The organism is Psychrobacter immobilis (genome assembly GCF_003148585.1).
Lineage (GTDB): Bacteria > Pseudomonadota > Gammaproteobacteria > Pseudomonadales > Moraxellaceae > Psychrobacter > Psychrobacter immobilis.
Genome location: NZ_QGGM01000013.1, coordinates 20653 through 44796 on the forward strand (window position 1 = coordinate 20653; position 24144 = coordinate 44796).

20 protein-coding genes and 1 tRNA gene are annotated in these 24144 nt (G+C 45.0%); 8 read left to right on the top strand and 13 right to left on the bottom strand.

Features of this window, described 5'->3' with window-relative positions:
- Positions 1-16: 16 nt before the first annotated feature.
- The gene (murD, locus tag C8D84_RS10415) at positions 17-1453 is read right to left on the bottom strand and encodes a UDP-N-acetylmuramoyl-L-alanine--D-glutamate ligase (protein WP_109591962.1); all 1437 of its coding nucleotides are present in this window, start codon (positions 1451-1453) and stop codon (positions 17-19) included.
- A 662-nt stretch (positions 1454-2115) separates the two neighbouring features.
- Here murD and C8D84_RS10420 point away from each other — a divergent pair.
- The 4 genes from C8D84_RS10420 (at position 2116) to C8D84_RS10435 (ending at position 6776) form a co-directional block, all read left to right on the top strand.
- Positions 2116-3615, top strand: coding sequence for a SulP family inorganic anion transporter (locus tag C8D84_RS10420; protein WP_087813692.1), 1500 nt, complete (start codon positions 2116-2118; stop codon positions 3613-3615).
- Positions 3616-3789: 174 nt separating this feature from the next.
- Positions 3790-4644 carry a universal stress protein gene (locus C8D84_RS10425; protein WP_109591964.1) on the top strand — a complete coding sequence of 285 codons (855 nt, stop codon included), beginning with the start codon at positions 3790-3792 and terminating at the stop codon, positions 4642-4644.
- Between the two features lie 455 nt (positions 4645-5099).
- A complete protein-coding gene (locus C8D84_RS10430; RefSeq protein ID WP_010197981.1) occupies positions 5100-5438 on the top strand; it encodes a P-II family nitrogen regulator in 339 nt (112 codons plus the stop codon).
- A gap of 75 nt (positions 5439-5513) precedes the next feature.
- Positions 5514-6776, top strand: a complete 1263-nt coding sequence (locus C8D84_RS10435) for an ammonium transporter (protein WP_045452414.1) — start codon at positions 5514-5516, stop codon at positions 6774-6776.
- Between the two features lie 111 nt (positions 6777-6887).
- Here the strand turns inward: C8D84_RS10435 and C8D84_RS10440 are convergent, their stop codons facing one another.
- The 3 genes from C8D84_RS10440 to C8D84_RS10450 form a co-directional block, all read right to left on the bottom strand.
- Positions 6888-7271, bottom strand: coding sequence for a DUF2147 domain-containing protein (locus tag C8D84_RS10440; RefSeq protein WP_045445845.1), 384 nt, complete (start codon positions 7269-7271; stop codon positions 6888-6890).
- 257 nt (positions 7272-7528) lie between these two features.
- Positions 7529-7792 (bottom strand): histidine phosphatase family protein, encoded by a 264-nt coding sequence (locus C8D84_RS10445; protein ID WP_109591966.1) that lies wholly within the window; start codon positions 7790-7792, stop codon positions 7529-7531.
- A gap of 84 nt (positions 7793-7876) precedes the next feature.
- Positions 7877-8740: a DNA/RNA non-specific endonuclease gene (locus C8D84_RS10450; RefSeq protein ID WP_227676020.1), complete on the bottom strand. Its 864-nt coding sequence runs from the start codon at positions 8738-8740 to the stop codon at positions 7877-7879.
- A gap of 158 nt (positions 8741-8898) precedes the next feature.
- On the opposite strand from C8D84_RS10450, the gene C8D84_RS10455 reads away from it, so the two are divergent.
- Positions 8899-8989: transfer RNA gene (locus C8D84_RS10455), tRNA-Ser, on the top strand.
- A 169-nt stretch (positions 8990-9158) separates the two neighbouring features.
- On the opposite strand, the gene C8D84_RS10460 is transcribed toward C8D84_RS10455, so the two are convergent.
- From C8D84_RS10460 to C8D84_RS10485, 6 genes are all read right to left on the bottom strand, one after another.
- Positions 9159-9884: a DUF3726 domain-containing protein gene (locus C8D84_RS10460; RefSeq protein ID WP_109591968.1), complete on the bottom strand. Its 726-nt coding sequence runs from the start codon at positions 9882-9884 to the stop codon at positions 9159-9161.
- Positions 9868-11607 (bottom strand): hypothetical protein, encoded by a 1740-nt coding sequence (locus tag C8D84_RS10465; protein ID WP_228244538.1) that lies wholly within the window; start codon positions 11605-11607, stop codon positions 9868-9870. The genes C8D84_RS10460 and C8D84_RS10465 overlap by 17 nt, the downstream gene beginning before the upstream one ends.
- A 126-nt stretch (positions 11608-11733) precedes the next feature.
- Positions 11734-13419, bottom strand: coding sequence for a BCCT family transporter (locus tag C8D84_RS10470; RefSeq protein ID WP_109591970.1), 1686 nt, complete (start codon positions 13417-13419; stop codon positions 11734-11736).
- A gap of 193 nt (positions 13420-13612) precedes the next feature.
- Positions 13613-14602 (bottom strand): membrane dipeptidase, encoded by a 990-nt coding sequence (locus C8D84_RS10475; protein ID WP_109591972.1) that lies wholly within the window; start codon positions 14600-14602, stop codon positions 13613-13615.
- Positions 14603-14708: 106 nt separating this feature from the next.
- Positions 14709-16184: an aldehyde dehydrogenase family protein gene (locus C8D84_RS10480; protein WP_109591974.1), complete on the bottom strand. Its 1476-nt coding sequence runs from the start codon at positions 16182-16184 to the stop codon at positions 14709-14711.
- Positions 16185-16232: 48 nt separating this feature from the next.
- Positions 16233-16622, bottom strand: coding sequence for a RidA family protein (locus C8D84_RS10485; protein WP_109591976.1), 390 nt, complete (start codon positions 16620-16622; stop codon positions 16233-16235).
- A gap of 157 nt (positions 16623-16779) precedes the next feature.
- Between C8D84_RS10485 and C8D84_RS10490 the strand changes: the two genes are divergently transcribed.
- From C8D84_RS10490 to C8D84_RS10500, 3 genes are all read left to right on the top strand, one after another.
- Positions 16780-17685, top strand: a complete 906-nt coding sequence (locus C8D84_RS10490; protein ID WP_109591978.1) for a LysR family transcriptional regulator — start codon at positions 16780-16782, stop codon at positions 17683-17685.
- Positions 17686-17794: 109 nt separating this feature from the next.
- Complete coding sequence (locus tag C8D84_RS10495; protein ID WP_109591980.1) at positions 17795-18589, top strand: YdcF family protein; 795 nt, start codon at positions 17795-17797, stop codon at positions 18587-18589.
- Between the two features lie 172 nt (positions 18590-18761).
- Positions 18762-20285 (top strand): phospholipase D-like domain-containing protein, encoded by a 1524-nt coding sequence (locus tag C8D84_RS10500; RefSeq protein WP_109591982.1) that lies wholly within the window; start codon positions 18762-18764, stop codon positions 20283-20285.
- A gap of 67 nt (positions 20286-20352) precedes the next feature.
- Here the strand turns inward: C8D84_RS10500 and C8D84_RS10505 are convergent, their stop codons facing one another.
- From C8D84_RS10505 to C8D84_RS10515, 3 genes are all read right to left on the bottom strand, one after another.
- Positions 20353-21324 carry a putative RNA methyltransferase gene (locus C8D84_RS10505; RefSeq protein ID WP_322872470.1) on the bottom strand — a complete coding sequence of 324 codons (972 nt, stop codon included), beginning with the start codon at positions 21322-21324 and terminating at the stop codon, positions 20353-20355.
- A gap of 202 nt (positions 21325-21526) precedes the next feature.
- Positions 21527-22645 carry a phospho-N-acetylmuramoyl-pentapeptide-transferase gene (gene mraY / locus C8D84_RS10510; RefSeq protein ID WP_087813657.1) on the bottom strand — a complete coding sequence of 373 codons (1119 nt, stop codon included), beginning with the start codon at positions 22643-22645 and terminating at the stop codon, positions 21527-21529.
- Positions 22646-22648: 3 nt separating this feature from the next.
- On the bottom strand, positions 22649-24109 hold the full coding sequence (locus C8D84_RS10515; RefSeq protein ID WP_087813658.1) for a UDP-N-acetylmuramoyl-tripeptide--D-alanyl-D-alanine ligase: 1461 nt from the start codon (positions 24107-24109) through the stop codon (positions 22649-22651).
- Positions 24110-24144: the final 35 nt, after the last annotated feature.

Below are 24144 nucleotides of genomic sequence, written 5' to 3' on the forward strand. Positions count from 1 at the left end.
TAAATCACCAAACCTTTTATTCCGCAGTCATCATATCTGACGACTCAGTTGCTAATTGACCAACCAACTGACTGAAATGCTCACCGCGAGCTGCGTAGCCACTATATTGATCAAAGCTGGCACAAGCAGGTGACAATAGCACCGCTTGCACTTGCGATAGGCTGCTTGTCGTGACTTGTTGAATGGTTGTAAAGGCATTTTCTAAAGTTTGGCATTGATGTAACGCCACATCGGCGCTTATCTTAGCCGCGCGCAGATGCTGTTCAATCAGCGGCGCATCTTCACCAATAAACAGTACTTGGCTAACATACTGATTGATAAACGGCGTCAATTCACCAAACTGTTGACCCTTACCTTGTCCACCCAAAATCAATAGTAGTTTACCATCCTTTGGTGCATAGACTGCGCCCAGCCCTTCGATAGCTGCCATCGTTGAGCCGATATTGGTGCCTTTTGAATCATTAAAATAATCAATGTCTGCAGCATTTGCCACATACTGGCAACGATGCTCAAGTCCAGTAAACTGCTGTAAGGTATTTAACATACTGCCCAATGGCAAACCAGCAAGTTCGCCTAATGCCAAGGCTGCCTGTGCATTGAGCAGATTATGACGACCTTTAATCAACAGTTTATCTGCCGACAGTAGTTTTTCTGTACCGTGGGCAAGATAAATCTGGCCTTCAGGAGTAGTAATAAGACCATATTGACCTTTATCAGGAGCATGTATACCGGTACTCACTCTGGGCAAATTATCAGCCACGAGCGGGCGCGTCAATGCGTCTTCGCGATTGATAACCACGGACTTAGCACCCTGAAAGATACGATGTTTGGCTTGATGGTAGCCCAGCATATCGCCATGGCGATCTAGATGGTCAGGTGACATATTTAGAACCGTCGCCACTTGCGCACCCAAATTGGTCACCGTCTCTAACTGAAAGCTCGACAGCTCAAGCACTGCCAGCTCCATATCAGGATTATCAAGCAAGGTCAGCGCTGGCACGCCAATATTACCGCCGACACCAACATTGACACTAGCATCCGCGGCCATTTGCCCGACCAAGGTGGTCACGGTGCTCTTGGCATTAGAGCCAGTAATCGCCACTATCGGTACGGTACAAGCCTCACAAAATAGCTGAATGTCACTAACCACTGGAATATTCGCTTGGCGAGCAGCGGCGACGGCTTCGGTAGCAAGAGAGATACCGGGGCTTATAACAATACGTGCCGCTTGCTGCAAGAGCTCGGCGTCAATCGCACCAAATTGGCGAATACTAATCTCAGCGGGTAGTTGATCTGCTAAGCTAGGTGTTACCTGAGTATCAGTAACAGCAACCTGATAGCCTTGATTGGCCAAATAGCGCGCAACTGATAACCCAGATTGTCCCAAACCGACCACGACTTGTAGACCACTGCCTTTGTGAAGTAAGGCGTCTGTTGCAGCGTTGGTGGTCATATTTATTCCTTCTGTTGGACGAGCAAAATGGCATCAAACAAACCTAGTATATAAAGAAGCAAAATGATGCCGTCAAGATGAGACGCATCATAACGGTATCGTTCAGATTTCGGTACTGGTTTTTTATGACGATGTGCTATTATGCGCCTGTTTTTATATTAAGTGGCTAATGCTATAATAGTTGCCTTAATCTGTAAGTGACTGGGTATTTACCCAAGCATTTTAGTTTAGCATGTTGTCACAGTTAGCACGCTATTGTCACTTCTGTTTGGCAAAGTTACTACTATAGACGGGTCATGTCGAGCGGCTATTTTTATTTGATAAATTATTTATTACCCTCTACCGCAGCATATCATTGCTGACGCTATTCGTTACTGTAGGTGCTCTTATAAACGCCCTGCTTTAAGCACCTTATTTTAACTATTTTTTTAGGTAATCTCACTGAATTTATCATCATATCAATTATTGGTGAGCGTATTAGCGATACCAGTAAGTAAATCAATAGACCTACTTATTACTGATCTTTAATAACTCAATACCGCAATATGACACAGCACATGTTGCCGTAAAAGAAAGATGAATAGCTACTTTTATATCGATGCGATCATTTTATGAATGAGTAATGATTACTTTTTTTGCCTCTAACCCTATGCAGTTTACTTATGACATCTTTTATTGATAACTTACGTGACGAGTGGTTTTCCAATGTTCGCGGCGACGTTTTATCCGGTTTGGTTGTTGCCTTAGCGCTGATTCCTGAAGCCATTGCCTTTTCTATTATCGCGGGTGTTGATCCAAAAGTCGGCTTGTATGCCTCATTTTGTATCGCGGTCGTGATCAGTTTCGTCGGTGGTCGTCCAGGCATGATTTCGGCAGCAACTGGGGCAATGGCACTGGTGATGGTTGACTTAGTCGCCGAGCATGGTTTGCAGTATTTGCTAGCTGCCACCTTATTGTGCGGTGGGATTCAGATTGTAATGGGTATTTTAAAGCTTGGTAACTTGATGCGCTTTGTGTCGCGCTCGGTAGTCATTGGCTTCGTCAATGCGCTCGCGATATTGATATTTGCCGCTCAGCTACCAGAGTTGAATCCCATGACCGAACGCGTTGGCATGACGGTTTATATCATGACAGCGGCGGGTTTAGCGATTATCTACTTGTTTCCGCTGATTCCTAAAATCGGTCGCGTGATTCCGTCACCGCTGATCTGTATCGTTGGTTTGACCGCTGTCGCCATGTATATGAATCTTGATATTCGTAATGTCGGCAGTATGGGCGATTTGCCTGATTCATTACCGATGTTCTTATTACCTGACATTCCCTTGAACCTAAATACTTTACTGATCATCGCGCCTTACTCTATCGCACTTGCCATCGTTGGTTTATTAGAATCGATGATGACAGCGACTATCGTCGATGATTTGACAGATACGCCAAGCGATAAAAACCGCGAGTGTCGTGGTCAAGGGATTGCCAACGTCGTATCAGGTTTCTTCGGTGGTATGGCAGGCTGTGCCATGATTGGTCAATCTATGATCAACGTCAAATCTGGCGGACGTACGCGTCTGTCCACTTTGATGGCAGGTATCGTACTGCTCATTATGGTAGTGTTCTTAAGTGAATGGGTCAGTCAAATTCCAATGGCGGCACTGGTCGCTGTGATGATTATGGTCTCTATTGGTACTTTTAACTGGCAGTCTATTCGCGAATTTAAAACGCATCCGATGTCATTTAACATTGTCATGCTAGCGACTGTTTTGACCACAGTATTTACGCACAACCTAGCTTATGGCGTGGGCGTGGGCGTGCTGCTATCGGCGCTGGCGTTTGCCAATAAAATTGGTCAATTCTTAACGGTATTTAGTGAGTATGATGAGAGTACTAATACCCGTTATTATTATGTGCAAGGACAAGTATTCTTTGCTTCTACGACTCAGTTCTTAAACAGCTTCGATACCAAAGAAGCTTTGGACAGTATTCAAATTGATGTCAGCCAAGCGCATTTTTGGGATGTCAGTGCCGTAGACACCTTGGACAAACTGGTCATGCGCTTGCAACGTGAGGGCATTGATGTCAAAGTGGTGGGACTCAATAATGCGAGCCGAACACTGATTGATCGCTTCTCTATCCACGATCGCCGAGATATTGGCTTATTGGATTAAACAAAGCCACGTCTATTTATTGAGCTAATATTGATTAACCGCTCATAAATAAACAGTTGAATAAACAGCTGCATTGGTGCAAAGGGTTGGGCATAAGCATTATCGCCCCACCCTTGAGCTAAGCAGCTGTCTTTTTATTCTGTCTTTTTAATATTGGAATAATGTGGTGGTCTTATGAGTAATTTGAAACCAGATAGTGTGATTGCCTGCTTGGACTGCCCAGACCACGTGCAAGCAGTGTTAGAAGCCAGCATGTGGGCCGCGACTCGTCTACAAGCACCTGTTGGACTGTTGCATTCTGTACCGAGCTTACAACAAAAAGCGGCTGTGAATTATTCAGGCTGCCTAAATATCGATGATGAAAACATGCTGCTTGAGCAATTCACCACCAAGGAGCACTTGAGTAATTGTGAGCTAAAAGCCCAAGGCAAGCTTTTGCTTCATCAAGCTACCACCTATTGCGAACAGCAGCGACAAAAACTAAAAACATATACCCTGCATCGCCATGAACACCTCAATGAAAGTATCGATTACGTCGATGACAAAGCACAATTGATCGTTATAGGTCACAATGTCACCTGCAAATCGACATTGAGCCAGTTAATTAGAGTCAGTCACTGCCCCATTTTGGTGACTCATGCACCATTTTTGCACCCTACGACCGCTTTATTTGCTTTTGACAACAGTCCTACTTCACATAAATTGCTCAATTGGCTCTGCAAAACCTCACTGGTGCGCGCATTAACCGTTCATATCGTGATGGTCGGTAAAGAAGATTCTGAAAATTGCGATGCGCTACGCGAAGCTTATGCGCGGCTCAAACAAGCAGGCATCAAGTCTAAAAAAGCCTTGCTGGACTGCCGCGATGTCACTTCGGCTTTGAATTATTATCAAAATGAAAATAATATCGGTATGCTAATGACCGGTGCCTTTGGCCAATCTCGTCTGCGTGAACTTCTAAAAGGTAGCGACACAAAAAAGCTGCTCGGTAGCACCAAAACCCCCTACCTACTCTTCCCAAAGGTATAGGCTTTAGCCGATCTACACAGCCACTCCTCTCTCTTTGAGCGCAGAGCCTATACATCCATGTTAAGCTCTGCCGCTTACCGTATTACACAATTTTCCCTACTTTCTCCTCAAGTGATTCGTTTCATATACCAAACTAGGTTAGCAAATCATCACAGGAAATAGATGGATGGTCTCCCCAAGCACCTAAAAAGTTGGTTATAATAAAGTTTTCGTCAGTTCAACGCTAAAGGTTAATTCGCATTCTCTATGCTCATAACGGTGGTTTATACCATTGCAGCATAACCAGTATTTTTTGCCATAACTATGGCTGTTTTTGAACAAACAAATCCAATCTTACCTATCCCCCTTGAGTAAATTGGCACAGTTCTTGAATGACTAATAGTAAGCATGGCAGCGATACAATGCACCACAATGCTTCTATCAACCTGCGGCATCACACAAATAAGGAATATTTTATGAAGCTAATCACTGCGATCTTAAAACCGTTTAAGCTCGATGATGTACGTGAAGCGCTTTCTGACATCGGTGTTAAAGGTGTCACTGTTACTGAAGTCAAAGGTTTCGGTCGCCAAAAAGGTCACACAGAACTCTATCGCGGCGCAGAATACGTGGTGGACTTCTTACCTAAAGTAAAAGTCGAAGTGGCTGTTATTGATGAGATGGTCGAACCTGCTATCGAAGCCATCACTCGCATCGCTAGCACGGGCAAGATTGGTGATGGAAAAATCTTCGTCACTGCACTCGAGCAAGTCATTCGTATTCGTACGGGCGAGACAGGCCCTGACGCTATCTAACGCTCAAGGCCATATAGACACAGATTTATAGATCATACCGATAGCTGTATTGCATCAATTCAAGGGGGAATTAACATGCAAAATCAAATCTTCGAGCTCCAGTACGCACTTGACACGTTTTACTTTTTAATGTGCGGGGCGCTCGTCATGTGGATGGCAGCAGGCTTCACTATGTTAGAAGCTGGACTTGTCCGCTCAAAAAACACCGTTGAGATTTTAACCAAAAATATCGCACTTTTTGCCACCGCTTGTACCATGTACATGATATGCGGCTATGCCATTATGTATGGTGGCAACCTATTCTTGAGCGGTATCGCGGGTAATGAAACGCTGGTAGCAGATGCCCTAGCAGCCTCCGCTGAAAACGGCTTTGATGGTGATTCTGTTTACTCCGCTGCGTCTGATTTTTTCTTCCAAGTGGTGTTTGTTGCAACCTGTATGTCGATCGTTTCAGGAGCGGTGGCTGAGCGCATGAAGCTGTGGTCGTTCTTATTATTTGCTGTGGTGATGACTGGTGTCATTTATCCATTAGAGGGTAGCTGGACGTGGGGTGGCAATGATGTATTTGGTATGTTCAATTTAGGCGACATGGGTTTTTCTGATTTTGCAGGTTCTGGTATCGTCCATATGGCGGGTGCTGCGGCTGCATTAGCAGGGGTATTATTATTAGGTGCACGTAAAGGCAAGTATGGCCCTAATGGTGAAATACGCGCCATTCCAGGTGCTAACTTACCACTGGCAGCGCTTGGAACACTTATTCTCTGGATGGGTTGGTTCGGTTTCAATGGCGGCTCGGTGCTAAAACTGGGTGATATTGCCAGCGCCAACTCGGTTGCTATGGTCTTTTTGAATACCAATGCAGCAGCGGCCGGCGGTGCAATTGGTGCTTTAATAATAGCACGCATCATCTTTGGCAAAGCTGACTTAACCATGCTCTTAAATGGTGCACTCGCAGGATTAGTCGCTATCACGGCAGAACCCTCAACCCCATCTGCATTACAAGCAACACTGTTTGGTTTGATCGCTGGCGTTATCGTTGTGCTATCTATCTTAGCATTGGATAAAATAAAAATAGATGATCCAGTGGGTGCTATCTCAGTTCATGGTGTAGTCGGTCTGTTCGGTCTGCTTATCGTACCAATTACCAACCCAGCAGCATCGTTCGTAGGTCAGATTGCTGGTGCAGCCACTATCTTTACTTGGGTATTCATCGCCAGCTTAATCACTTGGGCGGTTATCAAATTAGTGATTGGTCTGCGTATATCTGAAGAAGATGAGTATGAAGGTGCGGATATAGCAGAGTGTGGTATGGAAGCATATCCTGAGTTTGTGAGATAAGCTCTGAAGCCAATATTAAAATATATGTACTAAAAATCCCGCATTACCAAAAGGTATTGCGGGATTTTTATTTATCAATATTAGGTCTAATACTAAAAATAAACGATAGGTTTATTTCTTTTTCCACGTTTGACTGCGTGAGAATGGACCGATATAACCTTTTAGATTTAAGGTGTTGCCACTCAAGTTTGCGGTCATACGATAGTCTTTGCCCTTTTCAGGATCAGTAATCGTACCACCACTATATTTGCCACCACCATCAGACTTTAAACCTTTAATAATGGTCGTACCAACGTGCTTTTTGCCTTTGGCTGAGTTGGTAGCGATAAGCGTACCTGTTAGTACACCGTTTGACTCAGTAATCTTTACGGTACCTTTTGGCTTACCTTCATCAAATGTCTGCCACGTGGTATTGGCCAAAGGATCAGCGGCGAATGCCATGCTTGCTAAACTGATACCTGCAACAGCTAGAGTGGTTTTGGTAAATAATTTCATAGACTGATTCCCTTCATACAATGATTACTCGAAACGTTATGTTTCTGATCTCCTAGGCTTATCCTTCGCTAAAATTCCTATTAACAGCTATGCGACTTTCTACTCTTTGGAAGTGATTAGCGCATCTAAAAAAACTGCTCATCAAAATTTTATACGACATAAGCGATGTCTTGACTCATTATAAGCAATTTTAAGCTTTTGCCTAGTAATTTTTTTATAGTTTATTATTTCTATAAAAATTGAACTATATCAAATAGTTATAAAAAAGGATTGTCAATATTTTTATCCAACCGGTCATCTTTTTCTTTTGACTTATGCTGACTATTATTGTAAATAGCATCATTTTCAAATGCCTGAAGAATCTTGCTTGTTAGTTCATGTAACTGTTGTGCTTGCTTATATCCAGTAGCATCAAGAGTCAAATCAATATCGCCATATATAATAATTTTATCTGTTTGGTTTTCGATGATAAGCTCACCGATTTGCATGCTTTGGTGGTCATTGGCAAATGGATCAATCATTTGATTCTCCTTTTTATTAATACCTTGCGTAATTTTTGGATTTTTTGTGCCTTTTATTATATATAGACTTGTGTCACAAAGGCATTATGCTTGCAATTGGGCGATTACCCACTCAAGAATCGCCCAAACAAACAGCATCCAAGCCGGCTCTTCTGTTGGCTCATCCGGCAACTCGGAGCTTTCACCCGCCTTTAATGGCAGATCAAATGCCTGTGTTTTGGTTTTGGCATCCAAGACGGGCAGCACATCGATACCAATCCTGGTCGAGAGTTCATCAACACTAATAACCTCTATGCGCTCTGACTCATCATTGGGTGCATAATAGACCCCTGCTTGATTAATCGCTGGTATATAGACGGCTTTAAAAAAATGACTGGGCACCAGTACACGATCTGCCAGTTGCTTGGTTGTTTTGCCAGTAAATGCTACCCCTGTAATGCTATAAACCTCTCCATATTGCTGGGTCAAATAGCGAGTGGCTGATTCAATATTACGCCAGATATAGCGATTGTTGCGCGGTGACTGCGGGGCGATATTGGCAAGGCTAAAGCTATCATATTGTTGACTACGATTCGCCATATCGGCATTGGGCGCTAAATGCCCGCGATCATAGCCAGAGCCTGAATAGTCGGACAATGAGGCGCGTGCGGATTTTGGTAACCTACTTTCTTCATGAAAGCTGTCTTCACGATCAATTTCTTTTGCTTGTTGTAAACGCTTGCGATCCAAATATTCTGCTGACCAAAGCGGTGTACGCGACACACCAGAATACATAACGGCAAAACCATCCATGCATAAAGCTTGGGTTTTGTTGCTTAGCTTGGTATTAATAAACTCAGGATAGACACCGCCATAAAAGGACTCGCTACACTGAGTAAAGTCATCAGCATGCGCTGAAGTTATACTTACGACCACCGCCATCACGGTCATTGTAATACTGTTTTTCAAACGAGCATTGAGCCTACCGAAACTTATCATTCAACTTTCAACCATCTATGCTTGTCATTACGTATACGCTATCGTAGCAGGCGTTTGTAAATAAAGAAAGATAAGGTGCAAGTCGTGACATTCTAGACAGTATCCGCTATACTGAGCCGTCTAAAAACGGTGAAGTGGGTGAGTGGCTGAAACCGCACGCCTGGAAAGTGTGTATGCGTTAATAGCGTATCGAGGGTTCGAATCCCTCCTTCACCGCCAATCTTATTCTGCTTAATCAAAGCCTCTAGCTTTTCCCATCTGTTCAAACAACTCCGAAATACCTTTTAATCCAAAATACTTTCTGAAATTTTTAATTACAAACCTCATTTTGGCTTAATCTATTTGCCTATGTCATTTTGTAACCTTTTATTTATTACATTCCTCTCGCTTACGCCCCTCCCGCACCTTTACTTGATGTTTCGCTATTTTCTACCAACATCGCCGCAGCCGTTTTTTTGAGTATCGCCCACTGCTCATCATCGACATAGATGCCTTCTTTCCATGCGCGCTGATGCGTTTCAAACAATTCATCTGTTGATATTTTGCGATCGAAATTCTGTGTATCTGATTCGATATCGAAGTTTTGCGTGGCAATTTCAATGACCATATCATTGGTATTGTAATTGGCTTGCGCGTTGTCAAAAAAATAAAGGTCAGGATAAACAAAATCTTTATTTAATGTAAACAATGTATGTTTGGGCACAGAGCCATTGTCCCATTTAGCCAGACAAGCAAAGCCTTTGGCAGCCAGCCCCACCAGCTCGCTATAAGCCAACCAGCGGTTATGACAGTTCTGTAAATAAATATGAAAATGCGCCAAATCACCCATTTTTTCAAGCGCATAATCGATGATAGTCGGCAAGTGACAAGCCAAGCTGCTACCATGCAAATCTAAACGAATAGCGCCGTCTTGTTGATGGACGATATCGATTGGCGTATCGTGCTCAGTTAAGATATACGGACTGGCATTGTTAAAGTGTCTGATACCGTCCAAGCCCGCCATCTGTAACTCAGCGACCATAGTAGCAATCACATCCGCTTCGCCTACTTCACGGTGCATCCCAGTAAAGGCTTTGTGTACTATCGTCACGATTTCATTATGCGATACGATCATGAGTCAAACCTCCCTGCTCTTTCGATAAATCGGGTAATAAAGGAAACAGCCATTCATCACTATGCACTTCTGCAAACAAAGGCGCACCTTGAAACAAGGTGATCCGCACCCAGCGATCTGATCTGGGATCGAACTTGGTGGCACCAAACATCGATAATTTACACCGTAACAGGTGCATGGGTAATGCGGTTTTATGCAAGACATTCATCTGAATATCGCCCAGTGGCTTATGTCCCATCGTCCAAACGCGGCGCGCAATCGAGCGATATTTTGGCTGATTTAAGATGAACTCTGAAATGAGCTGCTTTGGATCGGTGGGTTTCAACGCGAGATACAGCTTATTTGCTTGCCGTGCGATGTCTAATGCAAGCTCACGATCAGCACCCGGTTCTTGCCCGCGCACGCCCATCCTTGGCTCTTCTTTATCCACCGAGCGATACCAAAACCAATGGCTATTATCAGGCTGGCTAAAATCAATATTAATCACCCACTGATAATATCGCTCTAATACATCGATTAAATCTTGGATCACCTTGCCTTTCGGTAGCGACAGCGTTTCATCGGCATTTATTTTTTCTTGAAACGCATCGACACGCTCAGGATAAAGCTCCATCAAGCAAGAGATAATCACTTCTTGGCTCTCAAGGCTTAGATGATAGTGAGCTTGTAAGAACTCTGCCCATGTACTGTATTGATTAATGGTTACCATCAAATTATTTTGTAATACGGCTAATTCTGCAACGACCGCTTCATTGAGTTTGATTTGCGACTCATTGATGGTAACAATCTCGCTAAAATGCTGAATAGCACGTTTGATTAAACTGGCAAAATATGCGGTTTTTTTGGGTTCAATCTGGCAGATCAGTGTTACTTGCAACGCTTCTTCACGGGTAGTTAGCCATTGATCGACGACACAAGGATGGTTGATTAGATACGGTGCCATGCCCAGACCGGTGGCGTTACCAACTCCCAAGTAACGCTTAATCTCTGGATGCAGCGCAGCGGCGTTGCTACCGCCTTTTTGCTTTGCCAAATAATCGACCCAATCTAAGCTAAACTCACGCAGCAAATACACGGCACACATCTGCGCGCGAAAGGATTGATCAAAATCTGCACTGTGATCTAACGGTTTGAAGTCATAAATACCAAACTTACCATTGCCATAGACGGCAGTAGTGCGCAATATATAACCCACTTGCGCGAGTATATCTAAATCTGGTTGCTGACCAATGGCGAGTGAGCTAACGATATGATCAAAGACCCGTACGCTCTTATTTGCTCGTGCCAGCACCATCACCATATTAGAGTTGCGACCTGCTTCTTGCAGCGGTACGTTGGCTTGTAGATTACCCAGTAATTCTTCACTTATCTCACCAAAGACCAAACCAAAGGTCACATCCCATTTTTGGGCAATCACCCTATCATTACGCTCTTCATCAGCCAGCTCATTACAAAACACCACCAGATGATACAGATGCTCTGGAGTATTGAGGCGATAAATAACCGTGCCATAGCCTTGCTCATCCAAATCCCACAAATGGGTACTGAGCGTCCATTGCTCTCTATCAATCTTACGCAGTAACGTGCGCACAAAGCTAATGCGAGTTTGGTGCATCGCGCCCAACCTTTCTGCATTCATAATCACGTCACGAGTACGAAAGTCAGTGCTCAGTTGAGGCGGGTTGACATTAATTCTTTCATTATTTGCATGAATCATATTCATAATTTCACTACCTTACCTAATATATTGAGCCAGCAGCTTTGTTAATAATGCCAATGATGATATCTATTGGTAAATAAGTATTCAGCCGTTTTTAGGATCGTTGTTTTGACCTTGACCGTTTGGTAGTCAATCAGTTTTTTGAGTAAGCTTTTCCTTAGCGAGCTTTTCTTCGCTAATTTTATGTCTTACCTCTACCTGATTAGGTCGATACAAGTCTTGCTCTCGCGCCATTTGCTGGGCAATTTGTGGCCCGTTCCATAGCGATGGCAGCAGGATAAAGGAGACAGGCACAGCGGTAATCACGATAAAAGACTGCAATGCTGTCACGCCACCTGAACCAAGCGAGATTAAAACAATCGCTGTCACCCCCATCATAATGCCCCAAAAGGTACGAATCATGGCGTTTGGCTCACGCTCGCCACTGATGACCACACTGATGGTATAGGTCATCGAATCACCTGTCGTGACGATAAAAACGGTGGTTAAAATTAGAAATAATATCGAGGTAATTAAAGGAAAGGGTAATTGCTGGGTAACGGCTAATAGTGCACCAGGTAAGTTAAAGCCTTCAAATGCGCTACTGACACTGCCCGGATTGGCAATCTCAAACGCCAGACCCGAACCACCAACGACGGTGAACCAAAAGCAAGTAACGAGTGGCGCAATGATACAAACCGTGGTAATCAATTGACGAATCGTACGACCACGTGAGATACGAGCGATAAAGATAGCCATCATCGGGCCATAACCTAAGAACCAACCCCAAAAGAACACGGTCCAACCGCCAAGCCAGCCTTCATCACCGCGAAAAGTGGCCATCGGAATAAAGTTATCGACCATCGTGCCGACACCTTGAATATAACCATTGACGATAAAATTGGTCGGTCCAAATATCAAAATAAAGACCATCAGCGCAACTGCCAATATGACATTGAAGCGGCTGAGCAATTGCATGCCTCGAGCAAGACCACTGATCGCTGATAAGGTATAAAGCGCAATCGCGAATATGATAATGATAAGCTGGGTGGCAAAAGTATCAGGAATACCAAACAATTCATTCAGTGCATAGCTGGTCTGTAGACCCAAAAAACCAATAGGGCCAATCGTACCCGCAGCCACGGCGACGATACAGCAAGCATCGATAATCGCGCCCGTTTGACCAGTAAGTACGCGCTCACCAAACATAGGATAAAGAAGTGTGCGAGGTTTCAGCGGCAAACCTTTGTCATAATGCAAATGCATGACCACAATCGCGGTCAAACTACCGACAATCGACCACGCCAAAAATCCCCAATGCATAAAAGATTGTGATAAGGCGTTAAATGCTCGTTGTTGCAAGTCTGGTGACTCACCGTATAAAGGAGGCGCTGACACGAAATGAGCAATAGGTTCTGCCGCCGCCCAAAAAACCCCGCCGCCAGCCAACAATGTACAAAATAGGATGGCCATCCACTTGAAGTTGTCCATTTCAGGCTTTGGTAAGTTTCCCAAAATTACACGACCCGTGCGACCTGCACCAACCGCTAAAGCGATGACGAAAGTAGCGAGAAGCAGAATTTGCCAAAAAGGACCAAAGATATTGGCCGACCATTTAAAACCAACATCCACAATCGTTGCTAACTGTGCTTCTGCAAAAATCGCCATGAGCACAAAAATCGTAATAAACCCGCCACTATACCAAAAGGCAGGGTTTTTTAGCCCCAACGCATCAATATCGGTAGCAGCTGGTACAGCGCTGACCTTATCCGCTGTGCTATTGGCAGCGTTTGAGCGTCCTTGCTCACCTTGGTTAAGTCCCTTTAAATCGGCCATGATGTGGCTCCATATGCTAAGGCTAATGTTGCGTTCTAAATTAGAGGTATCGCAATGAGGATATAGCCAGATAGCCTCACTATATTATTGATTTCAAAGCTCTCTATTTCGGATGGCTATACGCTATAAAACGTCTGTCGTCTTATAGCGGTTTCACACAATAACTGGCTAAAAAATCTTTAGAACTGGCTGTTCAAGCCAAAGGCTTTAGACCTTGCTCTAAAAAATCAAACCAGTTTTGACCGATGACTTTTCCAGCATCGCTTTCATTAAAGCCGTGTTTGAGTAGACCGTTATAGATATTTTCCATACCGTCCTTGCCAGCAAACCATGGCAAGGTATCTGGCCAACCTGAATTATTGGCATTGCCTTCACCATAGTCCATCGCTTTTGACCAGCGCCCATTACGCATCCACTCAAGCACGGCTTGCGGTTGATTGAGACACAAGTCACTACCAATGGATAAATGCTCGACGCCATATTTGTCAGCACAATTGGCAATCATCGTACAAAAATCATCTAATGTGCAATCACTACCATTTGGTAAATGAAACGGATATAAGCTGAAACCTAACAACCCGCCTGCTTGGGTCAAGGCACTGATGACCGTATCCGATTTATTACGCAGGGCATCGTGTGCTGTGGTTGGATTGGCATGACTGATACATATCGGGCGCGATGATGCTTCTATCGCCTCAAGCGTTGAACGTTCTGCGCTGTGCGACATGTCAATAATCATACCGACACGGTTCATCTCAGCGATGGCCTGCTGACCAAATCGGGTAATGCCGCTGTCATTCTGCTCATAACAACCAGTGGCTAGTAAGCTCTGGTTGTTGTAAGTCAGCTGCATAATCAATAAACCCAAACGGCGCATTACGCTGATTAGTCCGATTTCATCATCGATTGGTGAGCAGTTTTGCGCGCCAAAGAAGATGCCAACTTTACCCTGCTCTTTTGCCATCTTGATATCAGCAACTGAGGACACTGGCAAGATAAGATCTGAGTTTTGCTCAAAGCGTGCATGCCACTCGCTAAAGCGGGTCATGGTCTGACGGGCATCTTCGTGATAGACCAAAGTGGCATGTACCGCATTGATACCACTGGCTTGTAGCATCTTAAAGTAGTCACGATCCCAATGGCTATACTGTAATCCGTCAATGACGATATGGTCTTGGTACATATCAATTCCCTTTAATACTTTTATCGGTAGCCGCTATCATTAGCGATTGAGCGCGTTTTAGCACAGTATCGCTTCGATAGCGGCGAGTATGCTTGTTAAGACATTTTTAGTACGCTTTTTGATAAGCGGTCTTCACGATGGTATAGAACTCTTTGGCATATTGACCTTGCTCACGCGGGCCAAAGCTTGACTGTTTACGACCACCAAACGGCACGTGGTAGTCAGTTCCCGCAGTCGCTAGATTGACCATCACGCAACCTGCTTGCACTTGCTCTTTGAACATCGCACTGCTACGCAAGCTCTGGGTAATGATGCCGCCCGTCAGACCAAAACGCGTGTCATTGGTCATCGCAATCGCTTCGTCCAAATCCTTGACACGCATGACGCAAGCGAGCGGCGCAAATACTTCTTCTTGGTTGATATCCCAGCTGTTGTCCGTCTCGGTAAATAACGTCGGCGACATATAGTAGCCGTCATGCGGCATCTCTAAACGCTCACCACCAAAGGCTAAATTGGCACCAGATTGCTTGGCTTTTTCGATCCAGCCCATGTTTGATGCCAGCTGCTTGTCATCGACGACAGGCCCCATAAAGATACCTTCATCAAGCGCATGACCGACCTTTAAAGTCTTCATTTTTGCGACCACACCTTCGACGAAGGCATCATGAATACTGTCCATTACGATGAGTCGTGAAGAAGCGGTACATTTTTGTCCCGAACCGCCAAACGCACCAGCCACTGCCGCATCGATAGCAACTTGCAAATCGGCATCATCTGCGATGACCAAGGCGTTTTTGCTGCCCATCTCAAGCTGGCAACGGATAAAGTTCGGTGCCGTCGCAGCAGCGACCTTGCGACCTGTTGGTACAGAACCGGTAAAGCTAACGGCATCGATATCTGTAGAATTGATGAGTGCATCGCCGACTGACGAGCCGCCACCCAGTAGCAGGTTAAACGTCCCTTCTGGCATGCCTTGACGGTGAATGATTTCAGCCAATGCCACTGCGCTGGCAGGTGTTAAGTTCGCAGGCTTCCAAATGACCGTGTTACCAAAGGCCAGAGCTGGCGCGATCTTCCATACAGCGGTGGCCGTTGGAAAGTTCCAAGGTGAGATAATCGCGACCACACCGACTGCTTCGCGGGTGACTTCAACCTTGACACCAGGACGTACTGAGGCTGCGTTATCACCGATTTGGCGCAATACTTCAGCGGCATAGTAATGAAAGAACTGACCTGCGCGGTAAATCTCTCCGCGACCTTCCGCAAAAGGCTTACCTTCTTCAAGAGACAACAGCGTACCTAGCTCATCACAGCGAGCAATCATTTCATCGCCAATTGCTTGTAGGATAGACTGCTTTTTTTCTAAAGGAGTCGCTTCCCATTTTGGTTGAGCGTGACGAGCAGCAGCAATAGCGTCTTTGACTTGATCGCCACTGGCCTGTGCGAACTCACCGATAGTGTCAGTGATATCAGATGGGTTAATATTGGCAACGGTATTTACGCCCGCCTGCCATTCACCATTGATATAAAGTGATTTGGTTGGGTCTTGCTGCAATATCTGTTTGGCGGTGTGAGCTGACATAAGAGCTTCCTTGATAAAGTATTAAAAGATGGAATATTAAAATTAGTTTTAAGGCACAGCGGCATATACGACCAGCTCAACCAGCATTTCCTCTCGTGCCAGTCCTGCTATTACGAGTGCTGCCCGATTTGGATAGGGTGCTTCAAAGTATTCAGCATAAACTTGATTGACCGTTTTTAGATAGTCGCGATCGGTCACATAGATCATGACCTGTAGTACCGAATTCATGCTGACATTGGCACATTCTAGTGTGTGCTTGAGATTGTCTAGCGTTTGACGGGTTTGCACTTCGATACCACCTGCAACCACATCACCATTTTCATCGATAGGAATCTGCGCGGTGTACAACGTACCATTGCTAGTGATCGCCCATTCTAAAGGGGCTTTAGACGCATAAAGTGAGGTTTTGATGGCTTGTTTGGTTGAATGAGTCGTCATGTCGTCATATCCTTTGATCAATGATTGGGCAGCGATTGCTATAGAGGTATCCTACCCAAGTACTAATGATAAATCTAACTAATTAAATTTAGAATATGATAGATTTAATCTATCATAGACGATATCTTATATATTAATAGTGGTGAGGAGTAAGCGTATGAAATTACAGCAATTACGTCACTTTTTATGCGTGGTAGAGGAAGGTGGCTTTCGGGCGGCCGCTGACCGAGCCAATCGCTCGCAAGCGGCATTGTCTGCCTCGATAAAGGAATTGGAAAAAATACTAGGTCAGCGCTTATTTGAAGGAGGAAATAAAGCAACACTCACGCCTTTTGGCGAGACTTGTTTACCCAAAATCGAGCAGTTTATGACGGTTTATCAAGCGCTAGAGGATGATTTAAAAGGAGCAGCCGCTGGCGATAAAGGCAAAATAAGGATTGCAAGCGTGCCATCACTGGTGACAAAACTCTTGCCTAGTGTGTTGGTTGAATACTCCAAGAGATATCCTGATGTCGAGATTGTACTAATAGATGATAACTCTGTCGGTGTGGCCAATCGTTTATTGGCAGGTGAAATCGATTTGGCATTGGGCAACTGCACCAGTATCGACCAATCAAATATAGATTTCACCTTGCTCATATCTGACCCGATTGGCGTGGTCTGCTTAAAAAGCAATTCGTTAAATCAACCAGTAAAACCGTCAAGAAACTATCAAAAAACAGGGCTTAAATGGCAACAACTTATGATCCAGCCTTTTATCTATAATGGCACTTGCCGACTACTCGAAAACACACCCGCCGAGGTGCTCAACCGTAATGCGCGTTACACGGTCGAGAATATTACTTCCTTATTTTCATTATTACGCAATGATCTTGGCATCACCACCCTACCCAAGCTCGCCTTTCCATCGAATGAGCCAGAATTGGTATGGCTCGACTTACTTGAACCTGCCTTAGACAGACAAATTGGTATTTTTAAATTGGCAAATAAAACGATTTCACCGCCAGCACAAGCGTTTCATGAACTGTGCATTCAGTATGTCCAGAATCACTATATTTTATAAAGACAGGTTAAAAAAAGGTTGAAAATGGGTTAAGACATACCTCACTACCGCCTACTTTTATAAGCCACTATCAGAAACTCCATTCACTTGAATAAAAGCGTCTTTCACTATGTCTAAAGGTTTAATTTCCGTTATTCGTGGCCTCTTATCTGTTATCGGCATCATACTTATCATCGATTGCGTTGCATTGATGGTCGTCGGTAAAGTCAACTTCGGCTCGGTTGTACCTTTTTTACTCGGCATGGTTTTTGTCATACATGGGATGTTTTGGCATGCAATACGCAGGTTTTGCAGCCAACATTATGGCTTTAACCGCCTTTGGTATGGGTTATGGGCTGTATTTATACTTTGGTTGTTGAGCTTCGCTCTATTTATTTGGTCATTACAACAGCAGATTACGCTTAGCCAGCAGCCTGCACCGACAGTGGCAGCGATTATTATATTAGGCTCAGGCACGGTTGCAGGTAAGCCGACACCGACGCTCGCCAAGCGTTTGGACACCGCTGTGCCCCTTATCGAGACACAACCAGATGCTTTGGTGATGACCAGTGGTGGCGTTGGTTTTCAGCGTACACGTAGCGAAGCCGATATCATGGCCACGTATTTGCATGAGGCACATGGCGTGCCATTCGAACGCATTTTACAAGAAGGTAAAAGTACCAGTACGGAAGAAAACCTCGCTAACAGCCGAGCGTTGTTAGAAGCAAAAGGGCTATCTATCACTGATCCTATCGCCATCGTTACCAGTGACTTTCATAGCATTCGCGCAGCCAGCATTGCGCGACATCAGGGCTATACACAGCCGATCACCGTCGCCAGTCCCACGCCTTTATCCATTCGTTATAACGCTTGGTTTCGCGAGTATTTTGCTTTTGTTAGTGGCTGGCTGTTAGGAGAGTATTGATAGTGATGTATATTTCATCAGTTTGAACAAGCTTACTGCTAAATATCATAGCTCTAGCGTTGCCGCATTACTGTTTTTACCAATCAAAACGGTGGTAATTTTACAGTGCGTTATAATCAGTAAGAACCACTGATAAATACTGCAAATAAAAATAATAATGATGGAGCGCATTATGCTATTGGATATCTTTTTAACTGTTCATTTCATGCTGCTGATACTGATCTCTTTGCGAGTGCTTGCCCGCCATGATCTGACCTCGCCCGCTCGGCTTGCTTGGCTCGTCATATTGTTCATTTTGCCTTATCTGGGGGTTGTAATTTATTGGATGTTTGGTGAGGTGCATCTAGGACGCGATTTTACGCGCAAACGTAAAGAAATCATCGATAAATTAAGCGCACATAGTCCTGAAGTACTTGGTGATGACATCGCTTTGTCGGAGGCCATCAAACCTGAATACCAAGCGGCCTTTGCCTACTCTGCCAATGCAACTGGCTATCATACAACGGTGGGCAATCACGCAGAGCTGATGGCAGATGCGGCTGAGACGCGCAAACGTATGATTGCCGACTTTGATGCAGCGACCGATCATATTCATGTGCTGTATTATATTTGGCTAATCGATGGTATGGGAATCGATACTGCTCAAGCGCTCATACGAGCGGCAAGGCGCGGCGTCATATGCCGAGCAATGGTTGACGGCATGGGCTCACGAAAAATGGTCGGCTCAAAGATATGGCAGGAAATGATAGAAGCTGGCGTACAAGTCAGTGTTGCCCTACCAATTAGTAATCTTTTAAAGGTACTCATGTTTAGCCGGATTGACTTGCGAAATCACCGCAAGATTACGGTTATTGACGGCAAAATCGGCTACTGTGGCAGTCGCAACTGCGCCGATCCTGAGTTTCGTGTAAAGCCAAAATTTGCGCCGTGGGTAGACATTATGCTGCGGGTCAAAGGGCCAGTGGTGGCACAGAATCAGATGTTGTTCGCCAGTGATTGGCTGACTGAAAATCCTGATACGCCGCTTGCCAGCTTTCCTTATTTTATTGACCCTAAACCAAAGCAACAAAAATCCCCACAGCCAGAAACTGATGAGCCTTTACCAATAACATCACCGCCACCATTACCAGTCACATTGCCGCCAAATGGCTTTGCTGCACAAGTTTTTTCTGATGGTCCTACCCAACGACGCAGCACCACGCCACAATTTTTAGGTGTCTTAATTGGTCAGGCAAAAAGAACCCTGATTATCTCAACGCCTTATTTTGTGCCTGATTATTCGCTCGTTAGCATTTTGTGTGCGACCGCTTATCGCGGTGTACAAGTAACCATGATTTTCCCAAAGAATAACGACTCAATAGTCGTGGCTGCTACCAGTCACAGTTATTACTGGCAGCTGCTTGAAGCGGGGGTCAATATTTACGAATATGAACCCGGTCTATTACACGCAAAAACCTTGACCATCGATGGTGAAATCAGTCTGATTGGCTCGACTAATTTAGACTTGCGTAGCTTTGATTTGAACTATGAAAACAACATTGTGTTTAGCGATAAAACGCTCACAGCGGCCATCGTTGAGCGACAATACCAGTATATCGCTGATTCTGAAGAGGTCACTCGTGAGCAAGTTGAAAACTGGCCGTTATCTTATAAAATCTGGAATAACATTGTCGCCACGATGGGGCCTGTTTTGTAACCCATTATTAGGGCGTGCCCTCAATTCAATTGATCATATCTAAACGGGCTAATGACCTTAAGCCATTCTATTCAGCTGCTGTCTTCTGCAAAATATAAACGACAAACTTAGCTTGTGTCGTAAAGGATTCTGTTTCGACGGCTGCTAGTAGCGCCTGTCTTTTTTCATTAAGCGCGCGATAAGCATAAGGCGTCATAGTCATCAAATCAGCCAAATCAGCGGCTGACAACGTCATCTCGGTACTGACATGCTCCGTACCCATCAGCGTAAAGTATGGAGCCAATTCATGCAAAAACTTATCCGAATCATGCTCACGGACGTTATCAAATAACGCTTCGCGCATCGTCGCTAGATGCCCGATATCTGGCTTGGCAATGATTAAATAACCGTCTGCAGCCAATACCTCATTGAACGCGTCTGGCAAGATAGGGCTAAAAATACTGCTAATACCCTTTATGCTATGCGCGCGTAACGGCAAATGGGCAGCGCTGGTAACAAGCGGATAGATGACTGCCGACTTGGCTGTCGCATTAGTAACACTGTCTTTAACTTGCTGATACCAAAGACGCCCTGCTACCTTACTGGCTTTCGCAAGCTCTACCACAGCAGGTTTACTGATATCTGCAGCGATGAGCGTATCCATGCCTGTCTGTGCCATTGCCTGCGTGTAATACCCTTCACCGCAACCAATATCCAACCAATTGATTGCCTTGCTATCTTTTTTAGTTATCGGCTCAATTGCTGAATCAGCAACCGACTCATTTTTCGCCAACAATTCCCTCATTTTTTGGCAAATAAGCGTCTGCAATGGCTGATAATGTCCGGCGTTTAAAAACCGTTTGCGCGCATCAATTGATTGCTGGCTATCGCCCGGTGCTTTGGATTTTTTTTGTTGCACGGGTAATAAATTAACATAACCCTGACGTGCCACATCAAATGGATGAGCAGTTTGTTTTGGGTGCAAGCTGCCATCGCAGCGCCACGTATTTGCAGCAGGCTGTAATGGTGATTGGCAAAGGGGACAAATAAATAAGCTCACAAGTATCTCAACGTCATCGCAATATGGCTGCCATTTTAACAAAATTCAGGCTTACTGCGTGATAAACAATGCAGGAAAGAAAATGCGAAAAATAAACTATCAGCAACCAAACTGTTAGCAACCAAAAAAAGCCACCTCAACTAAAGTGAGATGGCTTTTGCATACAAGATATCTGCTGACATGTTCGAACGATATGGCTATGTTAACGCAGTTTTAAGGTCATGAGCCCAAGGATGACGAGAATAATGGCAATAATCCAAAACCTTGCCACCACTTGCGTCTCTTTCCAGCCAATCTCTTCAAAGTGATGATGCAATGGCGCCATCCGAAAGACACGTTTTTTACGCAGCTTATACGAGCCAACCTGTAGCATGACCGATAATGCTTCGGCGACAAATAGACCGCCCATAATAGCAAAAGCGATTTCTTGACGAGTCATGACAGCAATCGTACCGAGCATAGCCCCGAGAGCAAGCGCTCCTACATCCCCCATAAATACTTGGGCTGGATGGGCATTGAACCATAAGAAACCAAGCCCTGCACCAATCATCGAACCACAGACAATGAGAACCTCGGAGTTATAGGCAATATAAGGCACATGCAAGTAATCAGCAAAGCGTACATCACCTGATACATAAGCCATCGCGCCCAAACCTGCCGCGACCAAGACCACAGGCAAAATCGCTAAACCATCCAAGCCATCGGTCAAGTTGACGGCGTTAGAAGCACCATTAATCACAAAGTAGGTAAAGATAATAAAGCCAATGCCAAACGGCACTGCCGAAAAAGGAATCATCCAATCTTTGAAAATCGGTAGCAGCAAATCCTGCATCTCACGCGTGGTCGCGATATCTGGCTGCAAGGTGGCGATATAATACAAAGACACACCGACGAACAAAGCACCCATAGAGAGCCAAAAATATTTCTTACGAGCAATTAAGCCTTTGGGATCTTTATACTTAATTTTTAGCCAATCATCTGCCCAGCCGACCGCGCCAAAGATAATCATAACAATGAGCAAAATCCAAACGTACGGATTATTCAAACGCGCCCATAGTAAGGTGGACACGCCAATCGCACTTAAAATCAGCACCCCACCCATGGTCGGCGTACCAGTTTTCGCCAAATGCGATTGCGGGCCATCATTGCGAATCGCTTGACCATATTTCAATGCACGCAGACGTCGAATGACAGGCCCACCAAAAAACATGCTAAATGCGAGGGCGGTAATGACCGCGAGTAACGCTCGCAGCGTCAACGAAGAAACCGCAGAAAACGGCGTGTAATACTGGCCAAGCCAGCCAAACAACCAAACTAACACCGCCTACTCCTCGATTAGCGCATTGATAAGGGTTTCCATTTGCATGGAACGAGAACCTTTAAACAGCACCGTACAAGGCTGCGCCTGCTGCGCTTGCAAATACGGCTTCAAATACGCCAATAAACTGTCTTTATCGGTAAACGCATGGGCATTGATGTCAGAAACCTCTTGTGCACCCGCCACGGTAAAAGGCGCGTATTCACCAACACACAGCAGCACATTGATGCCCGTTGTCGCAATGGTACGACCCAAGCTTTGATGCTCGCTGACCGCCGCCTCTCCAAGTTCTGCGATATCGCCCAGCACCATGACTTGCGTGCCCGTTTGCGCCGCCAATACTTTTGCTGCCGCTCGCACCGAATGCGGATTGGCATTATAGGTATCATCAATCAAGCGATGCATGCCTAACAGCTGACTGTTCAAGCGACCTTTGGCAGGACGCGCATTTTCAAGCCCGACAACGATATCACTAACATCGATATTCAGTGCATGAGCACAAGCAGCAGCGGCTAAAGCATTATTGACATTGTGCTCGCCCGCTAGTGGCAAGTTGATATCATGGACTTGATTGCCGATATGCAGCTTAAATTCACTGCGCTCAGGCTCGACATCTAAATGGCTGGCACTGACATCAGTATTACCAAAACCAATCACGTGTGACGTATACTTTTCAGCGATACGGCGTAATTGATTGGTAAAATCATCTTTATCAGGAACGATCGCAAATTGGCTGTCATTCAAGGTATGGTAAATCTCAGCCTTGGTTTGGCAAATCCCTTCACGGCTACCAAACTCACCCAAATGCGCCGTGCCAATATTTAAAATACACGCGACATCTGGCTTTACAATCTCGGTAGTATAAGCAATTTCGCCAATATGGTTTGCGCCAAGCTCTAGGATGGCATAGCGATGATGGTCGGATAATTCGAGCAACATCATCGGCACACCCAAGTCATTATTTAGGTTACCACGCGTGATAAGCGTTGGGGCAAGTCTGCCAAAGATACTACCCAGCATCTCTTTACAGGTGGTCTTACCGCTAGAGCCAGTAATAGCAATGACGGTTAAATTTTGATGCTGTTGACGACGATACGCAGCCAATTTTCCTAGCGCCAAACGGGTATCGCTCACCACTAACTGCGGAATGCTATTTGCATCAGCCGTAGCAACAGGGCGAGCGACGATAGCCGCAACCGCACCTTGCGCGATGGCCGTATCGAGATAATCGTGACCATCAAAATTATCACCCGATAACGCTAAAAATATATCACCAGGTTTTATCGTACGGGTATCGGTGGCGATACGAGTGCTCATGACATCATTTACTGAAGTGTTTTCTGAATCGGGTTGATCTTCACTCAGTTGCCAATGTCCACCCAGTGTTGCGGTTGCTGCGAGCAGGTTGTCTGCTCGCCAAACATACAGCCCTTGCGACTGAATGCTGTTATCGTTGTCGGCTGTCATAATGATTACCTTATATATGATGACTACTTATTTAT

Coding starts and splice junctions, on each gene's coding strand:
- murD (WP_109591962.1), bottom strand. CDS start 1,453: ATGACCACCAACGCTGCAACAGACGCCTTACTTCACAAAGGCAGTGGT.
- C8D84_RS10420 (WP_087813692.1), top strand. CDS start 2,116: ATGACATCTTTTATTGATAACTTACGTGACGAGTGGTTTTCCAATGTT.
- C8D84_RS10425 (WP_109591964.1), top strand. CDS start 3,790: ATGAGTAATTTGAAACCAGATAGTGTGATTGCCTGCTTGGACTGCCCA.
- C8D84_RS10430 (WP_010197981.1), top strand. CDS start 5,100: ATGAAGCTAATCACTGCGATCTTAAAACCGTTTAAGCTCGATGATGTA.
- C8D84_RS10435 (WP_045452414.1), top strand. CDS start 5,514: ATGCAAAATCAAATCTTCGAGCTCCAGTACGCACTTGACACGTTTTAC.
- C8D84_RS10440 (WP_045445845.1), bottom strand. CDS start 7,271: ATGAAATTATTTACCAAAACCACTCTAGCTGTTGCAGGTATCAGTTTA.
- C8D84_RS10445 (WP_109591966.1), bottom strand. CDS start 7,792: ATGATTGATCCATTTGCCAATGACCACCAAAGCATGCAAATCGGTGAG.
- C8D84_RS10460 (WP_109591968.1), bottom strand. CDS start 9,884: ATGATCGTATCGCATAATGAAATCGTGACGATAGTACACAAAGCCTTT.
- C8D84_RS10465 (WP_228244538.1), bottom strand. CDS start 11,607: ATGAATATGATTCATGCAAATAATGAAAGAATTAATGTCAACCCGCCT.
- C8D84_RS10470 (WP_109591970.1), bottom strand. CDS start 13,419: ATGGCCGATTTAAAGGGACTTAACCAAGGTGAGCAAGGACGCTCAAAC.
- C8D84_RS10475 (WP_109591972.1), bottom strand. CDS start 14,602: ATGTACCAAGACCATATCGTCATTGACGGATTACAGTATAGCCATTGG.
- C8D84_RS10480 (WP_109591974.1), bottom strand. CDS start 16,184: ATGTCAGCTCACACCGCCAAACAGATATTGCAGCAAGACCCAACCAAA.
- C8D84_RS10485 (WP_109591976.1), bottom strand. CDS start 16,622: ATGACGACTCATTCAACCAAACAAGCCATCAAAACCTCACTTTATGCG.
- C8D84_RS10490 (WP_109591978.1), top strand. CDS start 16,780: ATGAAATTACAGCAATTACGTCACTTTTTATGCGTGGTAGAGGAAGGT.
- C8D84_RS10495 (WP_109591980.1), top strand. CDS start 17,795: ATGTCTAAAGGTTTAATTTCCGTTATTCGTGGCCTCTTATCTGTTATC.
- C8D84_RS10500 (WP_109591982.1), top strand. CDS start 18,762: ATGCTATTGGATATCTTTTTAACTGTTCATTTCATGCTGCTGATACTG.
- C8D84_RS10515 (WP_087813658.1), bottom strand. CDS start 24,109: ATGACAGCCGACAACGATAACAGCATTCAGTCGCAAGGGCTGTATGTT.